Raw genomic sequence first — 16,513 nt, 5'->3', positions numbered from 1 at the left:
GGCGTGCGCCCCGGCGGCGCCGGCCCGTCTCTCTCCCGCGCAGGGGCGCGGGCGCGGCGTCAGCCGAACTTGAACAGCACGCCGTAGCCGCCGCGCGGATAGTTCCACTCGATGTCGCCGGAGGGCTCGCCGATGATGCGGCAGGTGCCGCATTCCACGCAGCCGTCGGCGGCGATCTCCACCTGGCCGTTGGCGTTCAGCTCGTAGCAGCGCGCCGGGCAGGCGGTGAGCAGCGCCTTCAGCGCCGGGGTGGGGGTGGTGTGGGGCCGCACCTTGATGTGGCAGCGCCCCGCATCCACCAGATAGCGGTTCTGGAACAGCTTGTCCTCGACGCGGACCGCGAGATCGGCGGTGGCCATGTCCATGTCCTCCACGTGATGGGTTTCAGCGCCACGCCCGGGCGAGGCGGAAGGCGTCGCCGAACAGGCCCGCCCACGACCGCGCCGAGGTGAACGCCTTGAGGGTCATCTTCTCCTTCTCGATCTTCGGCGTGCCGTCCACGCGGACGAAGTTCTGCATCGCCTTGGACACGAGCTGGGGATAGGTGAGGAAGAAGTTCTGGGACTGGATGTGCAGCAATTGCGGCATGTCCTTGTACTTCTTCAGATCCTTGATGATGAAGCTCTGCTCCAGCATGGTCTTGTAGAGCGCGAGGTTCTGCGCCGTCATGGGCTCCTTGCGCGATTTCACCTGGAAGATCGCCTCGGCGGCGATGCGGCCCGAGGTCATGGCGAGGTTCGAGCCCTCGCGGTGGATGGCGTTGTTGAGCTGGGCCGCGTCGCCCACCACCACCCAGCCGTCGCCAAACAGTTGCGGGATCGCCTTGTAGCCGCCCTCGGGGATCAGGTGGGCGGCATATTCCTTCACCTCCGAGCCGGCGATCAGCGGCGCCACGGACGGGTGCTGCTTGAACTTCTCCAGCAGCTGGTAGGGCGACTGCCCTGTCTTCTGGAAATCGGAGACGAGGCAGCCGATGCCGAGCGAGATGCATTCCTTGTTGGTGTAGATGAAGCCCATGCCGGTCATCCCCTCCGAGATGGTGCCGGCGGCCTCGATGACCACGCCCTCGTCACCCTTCAGCAGGAAGCGGTCCTCGATGGTCTCCTGGGGCAGGAAGTGCATCTCCTTCACCGCCAGAGCGACTTCGGTGGGCTTCGGGATCTTGCGCAGGCCGGCGCGCGTGCCGAGCAGGCCGCTCACCCCCTCCGCCAGCACCACCACGTCGGCATGGATCTGGCCGCCGCCGCGGTCAGTCTTCACCCCGATCACCTTGCCGTAGGCGTCCTGCACCAGCTCCGTCACGGTGGTCTCGCACACCACCAGGGCACCGGCTTCGCGCACCTTGCCGGAGAACCACTTGTCGAACTGGGCGCGGATGATGGTGTAGCGGTTCGGCGCCTCCTCGTTGAAATCCTCCGACCGGTAATGCAGGCCCACGTGGGACTTGTCGTCCATCATCCAGAAGCGCTGCTCGACGAGGTGCCGCTCCAGCGGCGCGTCCTCGCGGAAGTCGGGGATGATCTTCTCCATCATGTCCGAATAGAGGATCGCCCCCTGCACGTTCTTGGAGCCGGAATATTCGCCGCGCTCCAGCTGCAGCACCTTGAGGCCGCGCTTCGCCAGCGTGTAGGCGGCCCCGTTGCCGGCCATGCCGGCGCCGACGACGATCGCGTCGAACTTCTCGTCGATCATCTCAAGTCCTCCTCAGCTCGCCATCTTGTCGCGGGAATGGGCCGACAGCCGCCGCTTGAAGGCGTCCGTCAGCATGGGCAGGAAGCGGATGGCATCGGTGACGATGGCCACATGGGCGAAGTCCATGATGGGCGCGTTCTTGTCGGTGTTGATGGCGACGATCAAATCGGCGCCCTCCACCCCCACCCGGTGCTGGATCGCGCCCGAAATACCGGCGGCGATGTACAGCCGCGGGCGGATGGTCTTGCCGGTCTGGCCGATCTGGCGGTCGGACGTCACCCAGCCCTTCTGCACCAGCGGGCGCGAGCAGCCGTATTCGGCGCCCATGGCGGCGGCAAGCTGGCGCACCAGCTGGAAGTTCTCCGGCGAGCCGAGCCCCATGCCGCCCGCCACCACCACGTCGGCATAAGCGAGGTTCGACTTGTTGGAATCGCGGTCGGGGAGGAAGCTCAGGATCTTGGTGACGATGTCGGATTCCTGGATCGTGAGCCTGTGCTCCACCACCCGGCCGATGGGCTTTTCCACCCGCTCAGGCATGGCCATCACGCGCGGGCGCACCGTCGCCATCTGCGGGCGGTAGTTGAGCGTGTAGATGGTGCACAAAGGGAGCCGCCGAAGGTCGGGCGGGTGGCGGCGAGCGAGCCGTCCGCGTCCACGTCCAGCTCGGTGGAATCCGCGGTGAGGCCGGTGAGCAGGGTGGTCGCCACCGCGCCGGCGAGGTCGCGCCCGAGCGTGGTGGCGCCGAGCAACAGGATCTCCGGCTTGTAGGTGTTCACGAGGTCCGTCATCGCCGCCGTGTAGGCCTCGTTGCGGTAGTCTGCGAGCACCGCGTCCGCCGCCACATAGACGAGGTCTGCGCCGTAGCAGAACGCCTCGGCCACCGCGTGGCGCACCGTCTCGCCCTCGGCGCCGAGCACCACGGCGGCGAGTTCCACGCCGAGCTTGTCGGCGAGCTTGCGCCCCTCGCCCATCAGCTCCCAGGAGACCGGATGGACCTGGCCGCGCTCCTGCTCGATGAACACCCAGACGTGCTTGTACGCCTTGAAGTGCTCGGGCAGCTCCTTCTTGGTGGCGGCGCGTCCGCCGGCGGCGGGGGCTTGGGGCTTCTTCGGCTCGCTCATGATGATCGGCTTTCTCTTCTCGGCGTCCTTGGGCGTTCAGAAGCCGCGCGCCAGCGCGGTCAGATCGGCTTCGAGGGCGGGCTGGCGCGCGAACACTTCCGCGATCAGCGCCTCGGCGAGGCTGCCGCCCTCCGGAGCCTCGACCACCTTCGCCTTCTCGGAACGGGCGGCGGGCGCGAACACGCGCTTGACGATGGTGGGCGAGCCCTTCAGGCCGCATTTGTTGAGGTCCTCGACGCCGGCGTCCTTGGCGTTCCACTTGACGATCTCGGCGCGCGCGGCGCGCAAGGCGTCGGCCATGGTGCCGCGGCGCACCTCGTTGGTGCCCTCCAGCATGGCGATCAGGCAGGGCAGCTTGGACTTCAGCACCTGCGTGCCGCCCTCGGCGCGGCGCTCCAGGGTGATGGTGCGGCCCTCGGGGTCGAACTCCGCCACCTTCGCCACGTAGGTCGCCTGGATCAGGCCGAGGCGCTTGGCGATGCCGGGGCCGACCTGGGCGGTGTCGCCGTCGATGGTCTGCTTGCCGGTGAAGACGATGTCGGGGGCGCCCCAGGTCTCGCCGATCTTGGTGATGGCGGTGGCCAGCGCGAAGGAGGTGGCGAGGGTGTCGGAGCCGGCGAAGAAGCGGTCGGTGAGCAGCACCGCCCGATCGACGCCGAAGGTCAGCGCCTTGCGCAAGGAATCCTCGGCCGAGGGCGGCCCCATGGTGAGCACCGTCACCGCGCCGCCGAACCGGTCGCGCAGGTGCAGCGCCTCTTCGAGCGCGAACAGGTCGTAGGGATTGATGATGGTGGGCACACCCTGACGCATGATGGTGTTCGTGACCGGATGGACACGGATCTGTGCGCTGTCGGGGACCTGTTTGATGCAGACAACGATATGCATGACCCTGGCTCCGAGCCGTCTGGTGGGCTCCAAAGTCAGGTGAGCAAGGCGCGTGCCAAGCATCGGCAGATGTAAATAGACGAACCGCATCAAGCGATTGCGAAAACGACCTCCGGTATATTACGGAGTTTGGCGCCGCTGTCGGGAGCGGACAAAGAAAAGCGGCTTGTCGGGAAGATGACAGGGGTGCCGAACGGGCGATGGCGCATCTCCGGCGCCCCTTGCTTCACATGCCGCCCTGCCATCGGGCTCCCGTCAGGGGCGGGCATCGGCAACGCCGGGACAGTCTTACCGGACCAGCCCGGCGCCTTCCGTCAGCGGCCCGGCCGGTGGCCAGCGTCGTGCGGATTGCCGGCGGTGTTGCGCATCCAGTCGGCGAGCTTGGCGAGGGTGGCGTAGATCGCCTCACGCGCCGCCGCGTCCGCGACCGTCTCGTCCAGCGCGCCGCGCATGCACAGGAGCCAGGCGTCGCGCTCGCCATCGCCGATGGGAAAGCCGAGATGCCGCTGGCGCAGCCGCGGATGGCCCTTTTCCGGCGTGTAGAGCGCCGGCCCGCCGGTCCATTCGGTGAGGTAGCGCTTGAGCACCTGCTTGATGGGGCCGAGATCGTCCGGATGCATGGCGCGGATGCCTTCGGCCTCCGGCAGCCGATCCATGCGGTCGTAGAAGGACTCGACCAGGCGGTCGATGACCACAACGCCGCCGAGGCGCTCGAACATGGTGACGTCCCGAACTGCCTCGCTCATGCCCGTTCTTCCCGCAGTGCCGCCATGGGCCGCTATTCCTCCATGTTCGGCAGGAGGATGACCTCCGCCGGCGCGCCCGGCCCCTGGGCGGCGACGAAATCGAGCGCGCTCACCAGCGAGAGCCCGCCGTCGCTCTCCATCAGCACCACCGCTTCGGGCGGCAGCTTGGCGAGCGCCTCCAAGAGCTGGGCAACCGTCATGCCGCCTCCCCTCAGCCGCCGCCGACGAGGGCGCCCGCCTCGTCATAGAGAAGTTCGGAGGGCTCCTCGTCCAGCATCGCCACCACCGCCCGGCGCAGCGCGCCGTTGGCGTGGTAGCCGTAGCTGTGGGTCAGCTCCACCTCCCCATACACCACCTTCTCGAACCCGGTCAGGCGGCCCGTGCCGTCGTAATAGGCGCGGATATAGGTGTTGCGATGGCCGAGCCCCTCCTCGGGCAGCGGGCTCACCAAATTGAAGGGCAGCTTGATGCCGGTATAGGACAGGAAATACCGGCAGGCGACGCGGTCCGCGTCGGTAGCCGGCGTGACCGATGCGGCGCTCGACGGGTTCGACATGGCAGCCATTCGCCTCAGCCCGGATGGATCATGATGTCCATGGTTTCGTCGTGTCCGTCATAGCCGCTCGCGCGGTCATCCTCGACGAGCGCGATGCCGCACAGGCATACGTCCGATCCCATGAGCGCCAGCGGGATCGGCTCGAGGCTCGCGCCCTCGCATGGACCCGCAAGGCACAGGCCGCTGGCGACGTCGAACGTCGCCCCGTGGCGCCCGCAGCGCAGATGCGCCCCGTCGGACGTGAAGAAGGCGCCGTCGCCGATATTGAGCCACACCTTCCCGTGCGGGCAGGCATTGACGTAGCCGACGAATTCGCGCGGGCGCACCCGCACCACGACGATGCCGTAGGGCCGCGCCTCGCCGTCGCCGGTCCGACGCGACAAAGTGAAGGCCTTGGCGCCGCCGGGCGGGATGCTCTCCGCCTTGCAGACGGCGTAGACCTCGATGCCCGATTGCGTCATGGCTCCCTTCCCTGCACGGACCGTACGAATTCGCGCCTTGCCCCGCGCGGTCTGTCGCAAAGGCGACGAGCGCGCCGCCCGCCGCCCCCTCAAGCGGGCCCAACGGCCGATTGCTCCGATATTTGCATGAAGCGTGCCGCACCGGCCCTTCGGGGCTCCAACCGCAGAGGCAGGCGCCATGGCGGCCATGAAATTCTACATGACACCGGGCTCGTGCTCGACCGGCATCCACATCATCCTGGAGGAGCTGGACGAGATCTTCGAGGCCCACATCGTCAACCTGCCGGCGGGCGACAACTTCAAGCCGGACTACCTCGCCATCAATCCCAAGGGCACCATCCCGGCGCTGGTGCGGCCGGACGGCAGCGTGCTGACGGAGCTGGTGGCCATCGCCTATTGGCTCGGGCGGGCGCGCGGGCGCGGCCGGCTGTGGCCGCAGGACCTGGACGGCGAGACGCGCGCCATCGAGGTGATGAGCCACGTCGTCGGCACCATCCACGGCCACGGCTTCGCGCGTCTGTTCACCACCCCCACCTTCTCGCGCGCCCAGGCCGAGCAGGAGAGCGTGAAGGCGCTCGGCCGGCTGATCGTCGAGAAGGGGTTCGCCGTGCTGGCGCGCCAGATGGAGGGGCAGGACTTCGTCGCCGGCGCATTCAGCGTCGCCGACGCGGTGCTGTTCTATGCGGAATTCTGGGCCGACAAGACCGGCATCGCCCTGCCGGCGCCGCTGCTGGCCCACTACCGGCGGCTTCTGGCGCGGCCGGCTGTGATCCGCGTGCTCAAGGAGGAAGGCTACGACCCCTCCCGCCTCGGCGGCGGAGCAAGCCGGCCGGCGGCGGCCGGCTGAAGGCGGATCAGGCGGCGGTGGCCGCGACGGCCGCCTTCAGCGCATCGAACTCAAGGCGGGGAATGCGGAACACCCCGCGCCCGCCGGACAGGGGCTGGAAATAGGACGGGTCCGACTTCTCGCGCAGATAGAAGAACCATTCCTGCGGCGTCAGGCCGGACGGGCGCTCGCCGATCTCCACCACCGAGCCGTCTGGCGCGAAGCGCGCATGGACGAGAACCTTGGGTTCGGTGGTCGGGGCTTCGGTGCTCTGGCTTTCCATGGCTTTCTCCATCGAATGGACGGGAAAGGCGCCGCGCGCCTCTCCCCCGTTTGGCGAGCCTCAGAAGCCCGAGAACTCGCCGAGCAGCTCCACCTTGACGTTCTCGGTGCCCAGCACCTGCGCGAAGCAGGCGATGCGGGACTTCGAGCCGACGCCGACGATGGTGTCGAGCTTCTCGTTCTCCTCGCGCGTGGTCTTGGAGATGCCCTTGCGGCCCTCCAGCACGAAGATGTGGGCCGCGTCGCCGCAATTTTCCGGGCTCTGCTCGGGCAAGCTCGGCACGACCTCGCGGATCGCGGCCCAGAGATTGGTGCCCTCGGGCACCTCGATGCTCTTGCTGGCGGGAAGAACTGTGACAGTAACCGTGGACATTGCCTGCTCCGTAGTGTCGATCTTGTCGTGACCTTCGGCTTGACATGCCGTCTTGGTCGGCTTCCTGAACCTCAGTAGATGGCGGCGCCGGCCCCACGTTCACCGAGGCATCCTTCATCTCGGCGACGATGAACTCGATCTCGTCCTCGGACAGGTGCGCATGGAACGGCAGCGCCACGGCCCGGTCGGCCACCTTTTCGGTGACGAGCAGGTCGCCCTTGCGATATCCGAGGTCGAAATAGTGTCGCTGGAGATGCAGCGGGTTGGCGTAGGCGGCCGCTTCGACGCGCTCGACGCCGAGATCCTCGACGATGGCGTCCCGGCTCGACTTCGAGAAGCGCGTGCCGAGATGGACCAGATAGAGGAACCAGTGCACCTCGGTGACGTCCGGCCCCACATAGGGGTCCTTGATGCCCTCGAAGGACTGCACATACTGGTAGTAGAGCTGCTCGGTGAGGCGGCGGCGCTCCAGAATCTCGTCGATCCGGTTGAGCTGCGCGAGGCCGAGGGCCGCCGTGAGGTCGCTGATCGGCGCCTGGAAGGGCGCGGTCATGGCGACCACCACGGACGAGCGCTCCTCCAGCCGGTGGGAGCGCAGGCGCCGCAGCGCCATGGCGATGTCCACGTCGTCGGTCACCAGCATGCCGCCCTCGCCGCACACCAGCGGGCCGGGCTGGGAGAAGTCGAACACCGCGACATCGCCGAACGTGCCGACCCGCCGGCCCTTGTAGCGCGAGCCGATGGCCTCGGTGGAATCCTCGATCAGCACCAGGCCGTGGTCCTCGGCAAGCGCGCGCAGCGGGTCCCAGGCGGCCGGATGGCCATTGGTGTTGGTGGCGACGATGGCCCGCGTCTTGTCGGTGATCTTCGCCGCCGCCTTCTCCGGCACCAGCGTGCCGGCCCAATAGTCGATGTCGGCGAACACCGGGCGCGCGCCGGCGAGCGTCACCGCGTGGGCGGTCTCGCGGAAGGAATAGGCCGAGCACACCACCTCGTCGCCCGCGCCGATGCCGTAGGCCTTCAGCGCCAGCAGGAGACCGAGCGTGCCGGAGGGAACGGCAACGGCATAAGCGCGCCCCAGATAGGCCGCGAAGGCGGCCTCGAACGCCTCCATCACCGGCCCGCCGGACAGGCGCGGCGAGCGGATCACCGCGTCGATGGCGGCAAGCTCGGCCGTCGTCACGTCCGGGTCGGAGAGCGGAATGAAGCGGCCTTCGGGCAGGCCCGGCACCGCATCGAGGCCGTCGTCCATCACCGCCGGCTCGCTCATGGCGCATCGCTCCGTCTGGCGAGGACGAGGCCGGTGGCGCGGGCGGGATCGTCGGTGAGCTGGACGCAATGATCGCGCGCGTCCATCAGGTGCAGATCGTAGCCACCCACCGTGCGGAACGGCGCCTCCACCACGTCGGAGGCGTCGCAGCGCGTGAAGGTGAAGCCGGGAAAGCGCGCGCGCAGGGCGGGGAAGACCTGCCCGTCCGCAGGCGGCGCCGCCAGCATGCCGGCGATCACGCCGAGGTCGTCCTCGTTCAGCGCCATGGCTTCACCTTCCCTGAAGCGCCCGCACGGGCGGGCTCACTGCCAGAACTTTCGGTGCGTATCGAAGGTCAGAACGTCGAGCACCGCGGACAGCCGCGCATGGCGGCAATCCCACGCCCACAGCCCCTTGCCGTGGTCCTTGCGGAACAGGTCCCACTGGCCCTGCTCCTCGTCGAACAGCAGCAGCGCGATGTCGACGATGCCGCCGTCCGGGTCGATGTTGCGCGAGCAGCAGGCGCTCTCGATCCGGTAGCCGCCGGGCACCGGCTGTACCGCCGGCTCCACGTAGCGGTAGCGGCGCCGCGTTTTCAGCGCCCGCTCCACGCGGCGCTTGTCGAGATCGTTCGGCTGGGCCTTGCCGCCCATGGACATTCCGAGCATCGTCGCAGCCATGGCACGCCCCCATCACACCGGCTCGATCTCTTCCTCGAGGCAGCCCACCACGAGCCGCTCGGTGAATTCGACCAAATAGATCGGCGTGTTGCTGTCGGTGTGCATGCCCACCTGGACGATCTCGCCGGTGGTGCCCTCCGCCGCCAGCAGCGCGTCCTCCGCCACGTCCGGATAGCCGCCGTCGTTGCGCAGCTCGATCAGGGTCTTCACCCTCTGACCCCACTGGTATTTCGGGGTGCGCGGCTCGAACATCATCGCGCCATCCCCCCGACGGCCGGCAGCGGCAGGTCGATGTCCTCGTCGCGGCTGATCACCGGGTCGAGTTCCTTCTTCTTCATGCCGACGCGATTGCCGCTCTCCATGAATTCGACGCCGTAGATGTAGAATTGCTGGAGAAAGGTGCCGATGGAGACCACGTATCCCTCCTCGCCCTTCTTCGCGAGGATCTCGCCGATCTCCTTGCCGGCATAGGTGCCGTCATTGCGGATGGTGCGCTTGGCCTTCACCTTCTCGCCGAAGGAGAAGTACGGCGGCTCGGTGATCTCCACCACCTCGCTGTCGCGGACGATGTTGCTCATCTCGGCATCTCCCTCATGAGGTCTCCCGGCTCGGGACGAAGCGTGCCGCGCGCGCGGGCCATCTCGCGCACCATCATGTCGGTGTCGTCGACGAGGTCGCCGAGCAGCGCGGGGGAAAGGCGGCTCGCCACCTCGTGGCGCACACGCCAGTCGGGATCGGCCTTCAGGCGCGCCAGGAGGTCGGGCGCGAGGCGCCGGGCCGCCTCCAGGCGCACGCTCGCCGCAGGGTCGCCCGCCATCCGCAGCAGCCATTCGGCGGGCAGGCGCTGCGCCACCACGCGGCGCACCTCCACCTCCGCATCGTCCATCAGGCGCGCGAGCAGCGGCGGCGCCACGCGCCGGGCGACGACGATGCGCACATAGTAATCGGGGTCCGCCAGCATGGGCACCAGCTCGGCATCGTCGAGCAGCGAGGCGATGCGGATGCGCACCTCGCGGTGCGGGTCCTGGCGCAGCCGCAGGATCAGCCGCTTGGGCAGCCGCCGCGCCGCGTTCCATCGCACCGTCTCCTCGGGATCGTCGAGCAGGGGAGTGAGGAGGAACACGTCCGCATGCTTCGCCGCGATGGCGCGCACCTCGAAGTGCTCGTGATGAACATATGCGTTCGCGAGCGCCGGGTTCCAGGTGAAGAAGCGGTCGATGCGCCGGGCGTAGCGGTCATTGACGCAGGCATGCTTCAGCCGGCAGCCCCCGTCCGCGCGCAGGGCGGCGTGGCGGCAGGCGCCGCAATCGATCTCAAGCCCGCGCCAGTCGATGGCTTCATCGATCTCGTCAGTCATCGCCGTCCTCCGCTCGGTTCAGGACGTCGATGAGCACCTTCGCGCCGATCTTGTCGGTGGGGTCGAGCTCAAGCAGCTTCTCCACCGCCGCGCGGCCCTCGGCGAGGTTGCCCAGCCGCATGTTGAGATAGGCGTAGCCCTTGAGCGTGAAGAGGAAGAAGCGCGGCATCAGCTCCTCGTAGCGGCCGAACAGCGCGTCCTCGGGCGCCACGTCGCGCCAGTCGGCCGGAAGGTTGGTCTCGCGCTGCGCCTTGGCGAGGCAGATGCGCGCCACCTCCAGGCACTCGGACAGCCGGCCCTTGTAGAAATAGAAGCGGTAGAGGCCGATGAGGACCGCGGCATGGCCCGGAGCGATGGCCTCGGCCTGCCTGAGGTGCGCCTCGGCGACCTCTCCCAGATGGTAGGAGAGCCCGGCCTGCCAAAGGTGCCAATTGGCCTCCTCCGGCAGGCCGCCGCCCAGCAGCGCGTGCGCGAGCAGAGCGTCTTCCGCGAAGACGGAAGGCTCGGTCTGCGTCGCGCGCGCGGCGTCCATGGTCGTTCCGCCGCTCACAGGCCCGCCGGCAGCGCCTGGCCGTGGGAGGCGCAGGTGGTTGCCTTGGGATCGTGGAAGACGAGGCCGGTCTTGGCGGCGGTGTCGGTGAAGTCCACCGTCACGCCGTCCAAAAGGATGCGGCTCTCGGCCGGCAGGAACAGCTTGACCGCGCCCTTCTGCACCACCGCGTCGCCGGGCATGGGCTCGCGCAGCACGCAGATGTCCGCGTTGAGGCCCGAGCAGCCGCCCGGCGAGACGGCGAGGCGGAAGCCCGCCCCCGGCCCGCCGTCGGACATCACCATGAGCCGCATGAACTTCTCGGCCTTGGGAGTGATGGTGAAGTTCATCGTCGTCCCTCCTCAGGCCGGGAGCTGGTAGCGCGGAAACGCGGTGTCGATGACGCAGGTATTGTCCACCGGACAGACGGCGGCGCACTGCGGCTCGTCGAAGTGGCCGAGGCACTCGGTGCACTTCTTCGGGTCGATGACGAACGTGCCGTTCTTCTCCGAGATGGCGACGTTCGGGCACTCCGGCTCGCAGGCCGAGCAGGAGGTGCACTGGGAGGCGATGATCTTGAGGGTCATGGCAGGTCCTCAGCCTCAGGCCGCGCTGATCAGCGCACCCTGGCGGATCTCCGCGTCACCGCGAACGGTGTGCGCGATCTCGCCGCTCTTCACCTTGTCCAGGTAGTCCTTGAACCAGGTGATGGCGCTCTTCTCGATGAATTCGTGGGCGTACTGGTCCACGGGATCGATGCCCGCCTTGGCGAGGTCCGCCTTCGGGCAGCCGCCGATCTTGGCGACGAACACCGCGTGGCAGTCGTTGATGGCGCGGATCACGGTCTCAAGGCTGTCCTCGTCGCCGAAGCCGCCCTGGCAGTAGAGGTCGACGCGGCGGTGGCCGACGAACTTGGCGCCCGCGGTCGAGAGTTCGTAGACCTGGAACTCCTTGGCGTGGCCGAAATGCTCGTTGATGAGGCCAGAGCCCTTGGTGGCCACCGCGACCAAAAGCTTGATGTCGCTCTGCGCGCCGGCCAGCGTCTCCAGCTCCTCCTGCTTCGCCGCCACCTTGGCGACGCGCTCCTCCTCCACCATGGCCTGGTAGGCCTTGCGGCCCTCCATGTCGTAATTGACCTCCATGGCCATGATCTTGTCGGTGGTGAACTCGGCCGAGCGGTCCTCGCCCAGCAGGCCGACCGCGTCGGCGCGGCACTGGCGGCAGTGCCGCATCATGTTCATCTCGCCCTCGCAGCTGTCCTGCAGGGCCTTGAGCTCCTGGGCGGAGGGGCCGCGCTGGCGTTGAGGCCGAACACGGTGCCGTGCTCGGGCGAGGAGATCAGCGGCATGATGTTGTGCAGGAAGGCGCCGCGCGACTTCACCGCCTTGTTCACCTCGACCAGATGCTGGTCGTTGATGCCGGGGATCATCACCGAGTTGATCTTGCACAGGATGCCGCGCTCGGTGAGCATCTCCAGGCCCTGGAGCTGGCGATCGGTGAGGATCTTGGCCGCCTCGTAGCCGGTGTAGCGCTTGTGCTTCCAGAAGATCCACGGATAGATCTTCGCGCCGACCTCGGGGTCCACCATGTTGATGGTGATGGTGACGTGGTCGACATTGTAGCTGGCGATGGTGTCCACGTGATCGGGCAGCGCCAGGCCGTTGGTGGACAGGCAGAGCTTGATGTCGGGCGCGGTCTTCGAGATCAGCTCGAAGGTCTTGAAGGTCTTCTCGGGGTTCGCCAGCGGGTCGCCGGGGCCGGCGATGCCGAGCACGGTCATCTGCGGGATGGTGGAGGCCACCGCCAGCACCTTCTTGGCCGCCTGCTCGGGGGTCAGCTTCTCGGAGACGACGCCGGGCCGGCTCTCATTGGCGCAGTCATACTTGCGATTGCAGTAGTTGCACTGGATGTTGCAGGCCGGCGCCACGGCCACGTGCATGCGGGCATAATGGTGGTGGGCTTCCTCGGAATAGCAGGGATGGTTCTTCACCTTCTCCCAGATCTCGGTGGGCAGGTCGTTCTGCCCCGCGCCCGAACCGCAGCTCGCCTTGCCCGAGCCGCCGGACGTGCCGCAGCCCTTGTGCTCGGCCATCTTCTGCATCAGGTCGTCCATGTCGACGTTGGCTTCGACGGCGGTCCCGACGGCGTCCCCCACATGCTCAGTCGTCGCGTCCATGTTTGGTGCTCCTCGTCTCGAGCAGGATCCAGTCATCCTGAGAAGACGTGAGCAACCGCCGTGCCAGCCGCGTCGACGGAAAATATATTATTACTAGCAGATATTTATCTGAGACGAGACGCTGTCGTGTTGCGCACACGGGCCACCCCCGGGCGCCGCAGGCATGTTGGAAAGGTTACATGTTCGCGGCCTCGGGACAGATCTTTCGGCGCCGATCTTGATCTCGATCAATGCACCGCCCTGAATCTGAACGCCGGCAGGCCTCCATGGGAGGTCGCCGCGTTGGGACTGCGCGAGAGGCAGCCGAGACTGTCAGGCGGCGGTCAGGATTTCGGTCGCCCTTGCCAAGGGCACCGCGACCGGGATGATGCCGTGGCCGAACAGGAAGCGCAGTTCGTTCTTCGTCAGCGCGTCCGGGTCCACCACCGCATAGTTCGGGCCGCCGGAGCGCTTGATGATCTGCCGCGCATAGTTGCGCAGGAGCTGGTCGTGGAAGCGGCAGCCGAGGAACAGGAAGCCGCGCTCGGTGCGCCGGTCCTTCACGATGTCCGGGATCGGCGTCTGAATGTCGATCTCGGTCAACACCTCCACATAGTCCGCGTCGGAAATGAGGAAGTTCCTCGCCGGCACCACGCCGCCATGGGGCTTGTAGAGCAAGGTCGTCCAGGACGGCGCGGCGGCCTTGTTGGTCTCGGCGCCGGCGGCGTCGTAGAAGCGGTACCAGCGGTCCTCGCCGATGCCGGCGCGGGTGATGCCCTGCACCTCGCCCCAGTCGGTGCGATCGGCGAGCGCCGCGCGCATGGCGCCGTCATACCAGGTGTCGACGATCATCGGCAGCCTGAGGCCGGCGAGATAGGTGTGGAGCGCCGTCGGCGCCACCGGTGTCGCGAACGCGTCCGCCATCAAAGCGGAGACGGTGTTGCGGTGCTTCGTGCTCTCGATGTGCTGGGCCGCCGCCCAGACATTGCCCTTGGCGCGCTTCGGGAGCGCCACCTTGGTGCCGAGGAAGGCCGCGAGCGACTCGGGCGTCATGGGCACGCTGGTCGCGCCGAGCGCCGCGACGCCGGGGCCGAGATAGGGCACCACCGCGCCTGTCTTGAGCCCTGCGGCGGTTTTGGCGATCACCGCCTCCGCGTCCGCGAGCCTGACGATATCCGCCGTCGAGACCGGGGCGTTCATCTTCACTCCTCCTCGCTGCCGCGCTTCTTGGCGTTGACGGTGATGGGCAGGCTGGTGCCGGGCGCCATCTCGGGCAAATCGAGCACCCAGCCGTTGGCGATCTTGATCCAGCCGCCCCACAACGTCTCGTGCTCGAACTCCACGATGGGCTCCTCCAGGTCCTTCTTCGGGACATAGATGGACAGGCCGGTCTCGGGAGAACGGCGGATCATGACTTTCATGAGGGGGCTCCTGGGTGAAGGATCGGGCGCCGGGCGTCGCGGCCCGCGCCATGTCGGTTGGGGGCGCGCTCAGCCATGGGCGGCGGCCTCGCTCTGGCGCGCCTGCCAGGCGGGCGACATCTCCCGCAGCGCGGCGACGATGCCCGGCAGCGCCTCCAGCACGCGGTCGACGTCGGCGCCGGAATTCTCCCGCGAGAGCGACAGGCGCAGCGCGCCGTGCAGCGCCCGGGCCGGCAGGTTCATGGCCTTCAGCACATGCGACGGCTCGGTGGAGCCGGAGGTGCAGGCGGAGCCGGTGGAGGCGGCGATGCCGGCGCGGTCGAGCCGGTTCAGGATCGCCTCGCCGTCCAGAAAGTCGAAGGCCAGGTTGGCGGTGTTGGGCAGGCGACGTTCGCCGTCGCCATTCACCCGGCAGCCCTCGATGCGCTGGAGCAGGCCCTGCTCCAGCCGGTCGCGCAGGCTCTTCACCCGCGTGCCCTCGTCGGCGAGGTGGGCCAGCGCCAGTTCCGCCGCCTTGCCGAGGCCGACGATGGCCGGCACGTTCTCGGTGCCGCCGCGCCGTCCGCGCTCCTGGTGGCCACCGCGGATCAGCGGCCGGAACTTCACGCCCTTCTTCACATAGAGCGCACCGATGCCCTTCGGGCCGTGCAGCTTGTGGCCGGAGAGCGACAGCATGTCGATGGCCGTGGCCTTCACGTCCATGGGCACCTTGCCCACCGCCTGCACCGCATCCGTATGGAACAGCGCGCCGGCCGCCTTCGCCATCTCGGCGAGCGCGGCCACGGGGAAGAGCGTGCCGGTCTCGTTGTTGGCCCACATCACCGAGGCGAGCGCGGTGCGCGGGCCGAGCGCGGCGCGGTAGGCGTCCATGTCCAGGCGACCGGCGCCATCGACGCCGATATAATGCACCTTCACGCCGCGGGTCTTTTTCCAGATGCGCGGCCGGGGCCAGCACCGCCTGGTGCTCCACCTGCGTGGTGACGATCTCGCTGCGGCCGTCCGCCTCGCCGACCTCGAGCGCCGAGAGCAATGCGGCATTGTCGGATTCGGTACCGCCGGAGGTGAAGACGACCTCGTGGTCGAACGCCGCGCCAATGAGCGCCGCGAGCGCCTGGCGCGCGCCTTTCACCGCACCGGCCACGTCGGCGCCGAAGGCATGGGTGGAGGAGGCGTTGCCGAACTGGTCCGCGAAGTAGGGCAGCATGGCGGCCACCACCTCGGGATCGGTGCGCGTCGTCGCGTTGTTGTCGAGATAGACCGGCCGCACGGGACGACGCCTCCCTGTTGAGGCCCGAAGGCCCGGCGCTAAAGGCCCGGCGCTACTGGGCGACCTTGATCGGCGCCGTCGGGCCGGCCACGGGCACGAGGCGCACGAACTCGCCGAGCCGCTCAATGAGCTTGGCCTGGATGCCCTCCATGGTGGCGCTGGCGAGCTTGCAGAACACGCAGGCGCCGGTGAGCTTCACGAACACCTTCGAGCCCTCCACATTCACCAGCACGCAATCGCCGCCGTCGCGCTTGAGGTTGGGGCGGATCTCCTCGATCACCTCCTGGATCAGCGCCAGGCGGTCGGTCTCGGCACGGGGCGCGGGGGCGCGCTGTTCGGTTTCCTGCAGCATCTCGGTCCTCATCTTCGGTACGGGGTGGGGCCGAAAGGCCGTCAGCCGAACGACTTGCCGCAGGAGCAGCTCGACGTGGCGTTGGGGTTTTCGAAGGTGAAGCCCGAGCCTTCGAGCGCCACCACGAAGTCGATCACGGTGCCGGCAAGAAGTTCGTGGCTCTTGTTGTCCACGAACACCTTCACGCCATCGCGCTCGATCACGGTGTCGTCCGGATCGGCGTCGTTCACGAGGCCCATCATGTATTTGTAGCCGGCGCATCCGCCGGCCTCGACCATGATGCGCAGGCCGCCCACCGGCTTGTCGGCTCCGGAGATGGCGCTGCGAACGGCGTTCAAGGCGCTGTCCGTCAGATTGATCATCGCTCGACCTTCACTGAGAAAACGGGTCGAACCTCAACTGGCAAGAGCCATGCCAGACCGTAATGCTTTAGAATATAATGATTTTCTGCCTCGCAGATGTTGCGTTTTGCGACGCGTGTCCGGTTCGGACACGGTGCGGGGACGCGGCGCGAGCCGGCGCTGGCGGCGGCGGCGTCCCCGCCCCGGCGGAGCGGGCCGG

At 67.9% G+C, this 16,513-nt stretch carries 22 protein-coding genes and 4 pseudogenes; 1 reads left to right on the top strand and 25 read right to left on the bottom strand.

Annotated features, from left to right (window positions below; all coding sequences use genetic code 11):
• Window positions 1-59: 59 nt before the first annotated feature.
• The 8 genes and pseudogenes from AC2W7M_RS07430 to AC2W7M_RS07395 all read right to left on the bottom strand — a co-directional run bounded on the left by AC2W7M_RS07430 (window position 60) and on the right by AC2W7M_RS07395 (window position 5,461).
• Window positions 60-359 carry a ferredoxin family protein gene (locus AC2W7M_RS07430; protein WP_486131328.1) on the bottom strand — a complete coding sequence of 100 codons (300 nt, stop codon included), beginning with the start codon at window positions 357-359 and terminating at the stop codon, window positions 60-62.
• 25 nt (window positions 360-384) lie between these two features.
• The gene (locus AC2W7M_RS07425) at window positions 385-1,692 is read right to left on the bottom strand and encodes an FAD-dependent oxidoreductase (protein ID WP_486131320.1); all 1,308 of its coding nucleotides are present in this window, start codon (window positions 1,690-1,692) and stop codon (window positions 385-387) included.
• Window positions 1,693-1,704: 12 nt separating this feature from the next.
• Window positions 1,705-2,813: pseudogene (locus tag AC2W7M_RS07420) on the bottom strand (electron transfer flavoprotein subunit alpha/FixB family protein).
• A gap of 36 nt (window positions 2,814-2,849) precedes the next feature.
• Window positions 2,850-3,698 carry an electron transfer flavoprotein subunit beta/FixA family protein gene (locus tag AC2W7M_RS07415; protein ID WP_486131318.1) on the bottom strand — a complete coding sequence of 283 codons (849 nt, stop codon included), beginning with the start codon at window positions 3,696-3,698 and terminating at the stop codon, window positions 2,850-2,852.
• 314 nt (window positions 3,699-4,012) lie between these two features.
• A complete protein-coding gene (locus AC2W7M_RS07410) occupies window positions 4,013-4,444 on the bottom strand; it encodes a group II truncated hemoglobin (protein WP_486131316.1) in 432 nt (143 codons plus the stop codon).
• Between the two features lie 32 nt (window positions 4,445-4,476).
• On the bottom strand, window positions 4,477-4,644 hold the full coding sequence (locus AC2W7M_RS07405; RefSeq protein WP_394017981.1) for a hypothetical protein: 168 nt from the start codon (window positions 4,642-4,644) through the stop codon (window positions 4,477-4,479).
• A gap of 11 nt (window positions 4,645-4,655) precedes the next feature.
• Window positions 4,656-5,000: a DUF6156 family protein gene (locus AC2W7M_RS07400; RefSeq protein WP_486131326.1), complete on the bottom strand. Its 345-nt coding sequence runs from the start codon at window positions 4,998-5,000 to the stop codon at window positions 4,656-4,658.
• 14 nt (window positions 5,001-5,014) lie between these two features.
• On the bottom strand, window positions 5,015-5,461 hold the full coding sequence (locus AC2W7M_RS07395; protein WP_486131314.1) for a Rieske (2Fe-2S) protein: 447 nt from the start codon (window positions 5,459-5,461) through the stop codon (window positions 5,015-5,017).
• Between the two features lie 187 nt (window positions 5,462-5,648).
• On the opposite strand from AC2W7M_RS07395, the gene AC2W7M_RS07390 reads away from it, so the two are divergent.
• On the top strand, window positions 5,649-6,308 hold the full coding sequence (locus AC2W7M_RS07390) for a glutathione S-transferase family protein (RefSeq protein ID WP_486131324.1): 660 nt from the start codon (window positions 5,649-5,651) through the stop codon (window positions 6,306-6,308).
• 7 nt (window positions 6,309-6,315) lie between these two features.
• Here AC2W7M_RS07390 and AC2W7M_RS07385 read toward each other — a convergent pair whose 3' ends face one another.
• The 17 genes and pseudogenes from AC2W7M_RS07385 to AC2W7M_RS07305 all read right to left on the bottom strand — a co-directional run bounded on the left by AC2W7M_RS07385 (window position 6,316) and on the right by AC2W7M_RS07305 (window position 16,314).
• A complete protein-coding gene (locus AC2W7M_RS07385) occupies window positions 6,316-6,570 on the bottom strand; it encodes a hypothetical protein (protein ID WP_486131312.1) in 255 nt (84 codons plus the stop codon).
• Window positions 6,571-6,630: 60 nt separating this feature from the next.
• Entirely contained in the window at window positions 6,631-6,942 is a 312-nt protein-coding gene (locus AC2W7M_RS07380) for a ferredoxin (protein ID WP_486131310.1), read from the bottom strand.
• Window positions 6,943-7,013: 71 nt separating this feature from the next.
• Window positions 7,014-8,212: pseudogene (locus AC2W7M_RS07375) on the bottom strand (DegT/DnrJ/EryC1/StrS family aminotransferase).
• Window positions 8,209-8,478 carry a DUF6129 family protein gene (locus tag AC2W7M_RS07370; protein WP_486131308.1) on the bottom strand — a complete coding sequence of 90 codons (270 nt, stop codon included), beginning with the start codon at window positions 8,476-8,478 and terminating at the stop codon, window positions 8,209-8,211. Before AC2W7M_RS07370 ends, AC2W7M_RS07375 begins: the two are co-directional and overlap by 4 nt.
• A 36-nt stretch (window positions 8,479-8,514) precedes the next feature.
• Complete coding sequence (locus AC2W7M_RS07365) at window positions 8,515-8,871, bottom strand: DUF3024 domain-containing protein (RefSeq protein WP_486131306.1); 357 nt, start codon at window positions 8,869-8,871, stop codon at window positions 8,515-8,517.
• 12 nt (window positions 8,872-8,883) lie between these two features.
• Window positions 8,884-9,123, bottom strand: a complete 240-nt coding sequence (locus AC2W7M_RS07360; RefSeq protein ID WP_486131322.1) for a nitrogen fixation protein NifZ — start codon at window positions 9,121-9,123, stop codon at window positions 8,884-8,886.
• A complete protein-coding gene (locus tag AC2W7M_RS07355) occupies window positions 9,123-9,449 on the bottom strand; it encodes a nitrogen fixation protein NifZ (protein ID WP_486131304.1) in 327 nt (108 codons plus the stop codon). Before AC2W7M_RS07355 ends, AC2W7M_RS07360 begins: the two co-directional genes overlap by 1 nt.
• On the bottom strand, window positions 9,446-10,228 hold the full coding sequence (locus tag AC2W7M_RS07350) for a 4Fe4S-binding leucine-rich repeat protein (RefSeq protein WP_486131302.1): 783 nt from the start codon (window positions 10,226-10,228) through the stop codon (window positions 9,446-9,448). The genes AC2W7M_RS07355 and AC2W7M_RS07350 overlap by 4 nt, the downstream gene beginning before the upstream one ends.
• On the bottom strand, window positions 10,221-10,760 hold the full coding sequence (locus tag AC2W7M_RS07345) for a hypothetical protein (protein WP_486131300.1): 540 nt from the start codon (window positions 10,758-10,760) through the stop codon (window positions 10,221-10,223). The genes AC2W7M_RS07350 and AC2W7M_RS07345 overlap by 8 nt, the downstream gene beginning before the upstream one ends.
• 14 nt (window positions 10,761-10,774) lie before the next feature.
• Window positions 10,775-11,107 carry a HesB/IscA family protein gene (locus tag AC2W7M_RS07340; RefSeq protein ID WP_394017992.1) on the bottom strand — a complete coding sequence of 111 codons (333 nt, stop codon included), beginning with the start codon at window positions 11,105-11,107 and terminating at the stop codon, window positions 10,775-10,777.
• 12 nt (window positions 11,108-11,119) lie between these two features.
• Window positions 11,120-11,344 carry a 4Fe-4S binding protein gene (locus AC2W7M_RS07335; protein WP_486131298.1) on the bottom strand — a complete coding sequence of 75 codons (225 nt, stop codon included), beginning with the start codon at window positions 11,342-11,344 and terminating at the stop codon, window positions 11,120-11,122.
• A gap of 15 nt (window positions 11,345-11,359) precedes the next feature.
• Window positions 11,360-12,870: pseudogene (gene nifB, locus AC2W7M_RS07330) on the bottom strand (nitrogenase cofactor biosynthesis protein NifB).
• 375 nt (window positions 12,871-13,245) lie between these two features.
• Window positions 13,246-14,112: an SIR2 family NAD-dependent protein deacylase gene (locus AC2W7M_RS07325; RefSeq protein ID WP_486131296.1), complete on the bottom strand. Its 867-nt coding sequence runs from the start codon at window positions 14,110-14,112 to the stop codon at window positions 13,246-13,248.
• 2 nt (window positions 14,113-14,114) lie between these two features.
• Window positions 14,115-14,333, bottom strand: a complete 219-nt coding sequence (gene nifT, locus AC2W7M_RS07320; protein ID WP_394017995.1) for a putative nitrogen fixation protein NifT — start codon at window positions 14,331-14,333, stop codon at window positions 14,115-14,117.
• 69 nt (window positions 14,334-14,402) lie between these two features.
• Window positions 14,403-15,600: pseudogene (nifS, locus tag AC2W7M_RS07315) on the bottom strand (cysteine desulfurase NifS).
• A gap of 52 nt (window positions 15,601-15,652) precedes the next feature.
• A complete protein-coding gene (locus tag AC2W7M_RS07310; RefSeq protein ID WP_486131294.1) occupies window positions 15,653-15,952 on the bottom strand; it encodes a NifU family protein in 300 nt (99 codons plus the stop codon).
• Between the two features lie 41 nt (window positions 15,953-15,993).
• Window positions 15,994-16,314: an iron-sulfur cluster assembly accessory protein gene (locus tag AC2W7M_RS07305; protein WP_394017998.1), complete on the bottom strand. Its 321-nt coding sequence runs from the start codon at window positions 16,312-16,314 to the stop codon at window positions 15,994-15,996.
• Between the last annotated feature and the right edge of the window lie 199 nt (window positions 16,315-16,513).

Source organism: Xanthobacter sp. BG11Y11_SDJG, assembly GCF_057364445.1.
The sequence above is the reverse complement of the archived record's forward strand: the minus strand, read 5'-3'. Positions and strand labels throughout refer to the sequence as shown.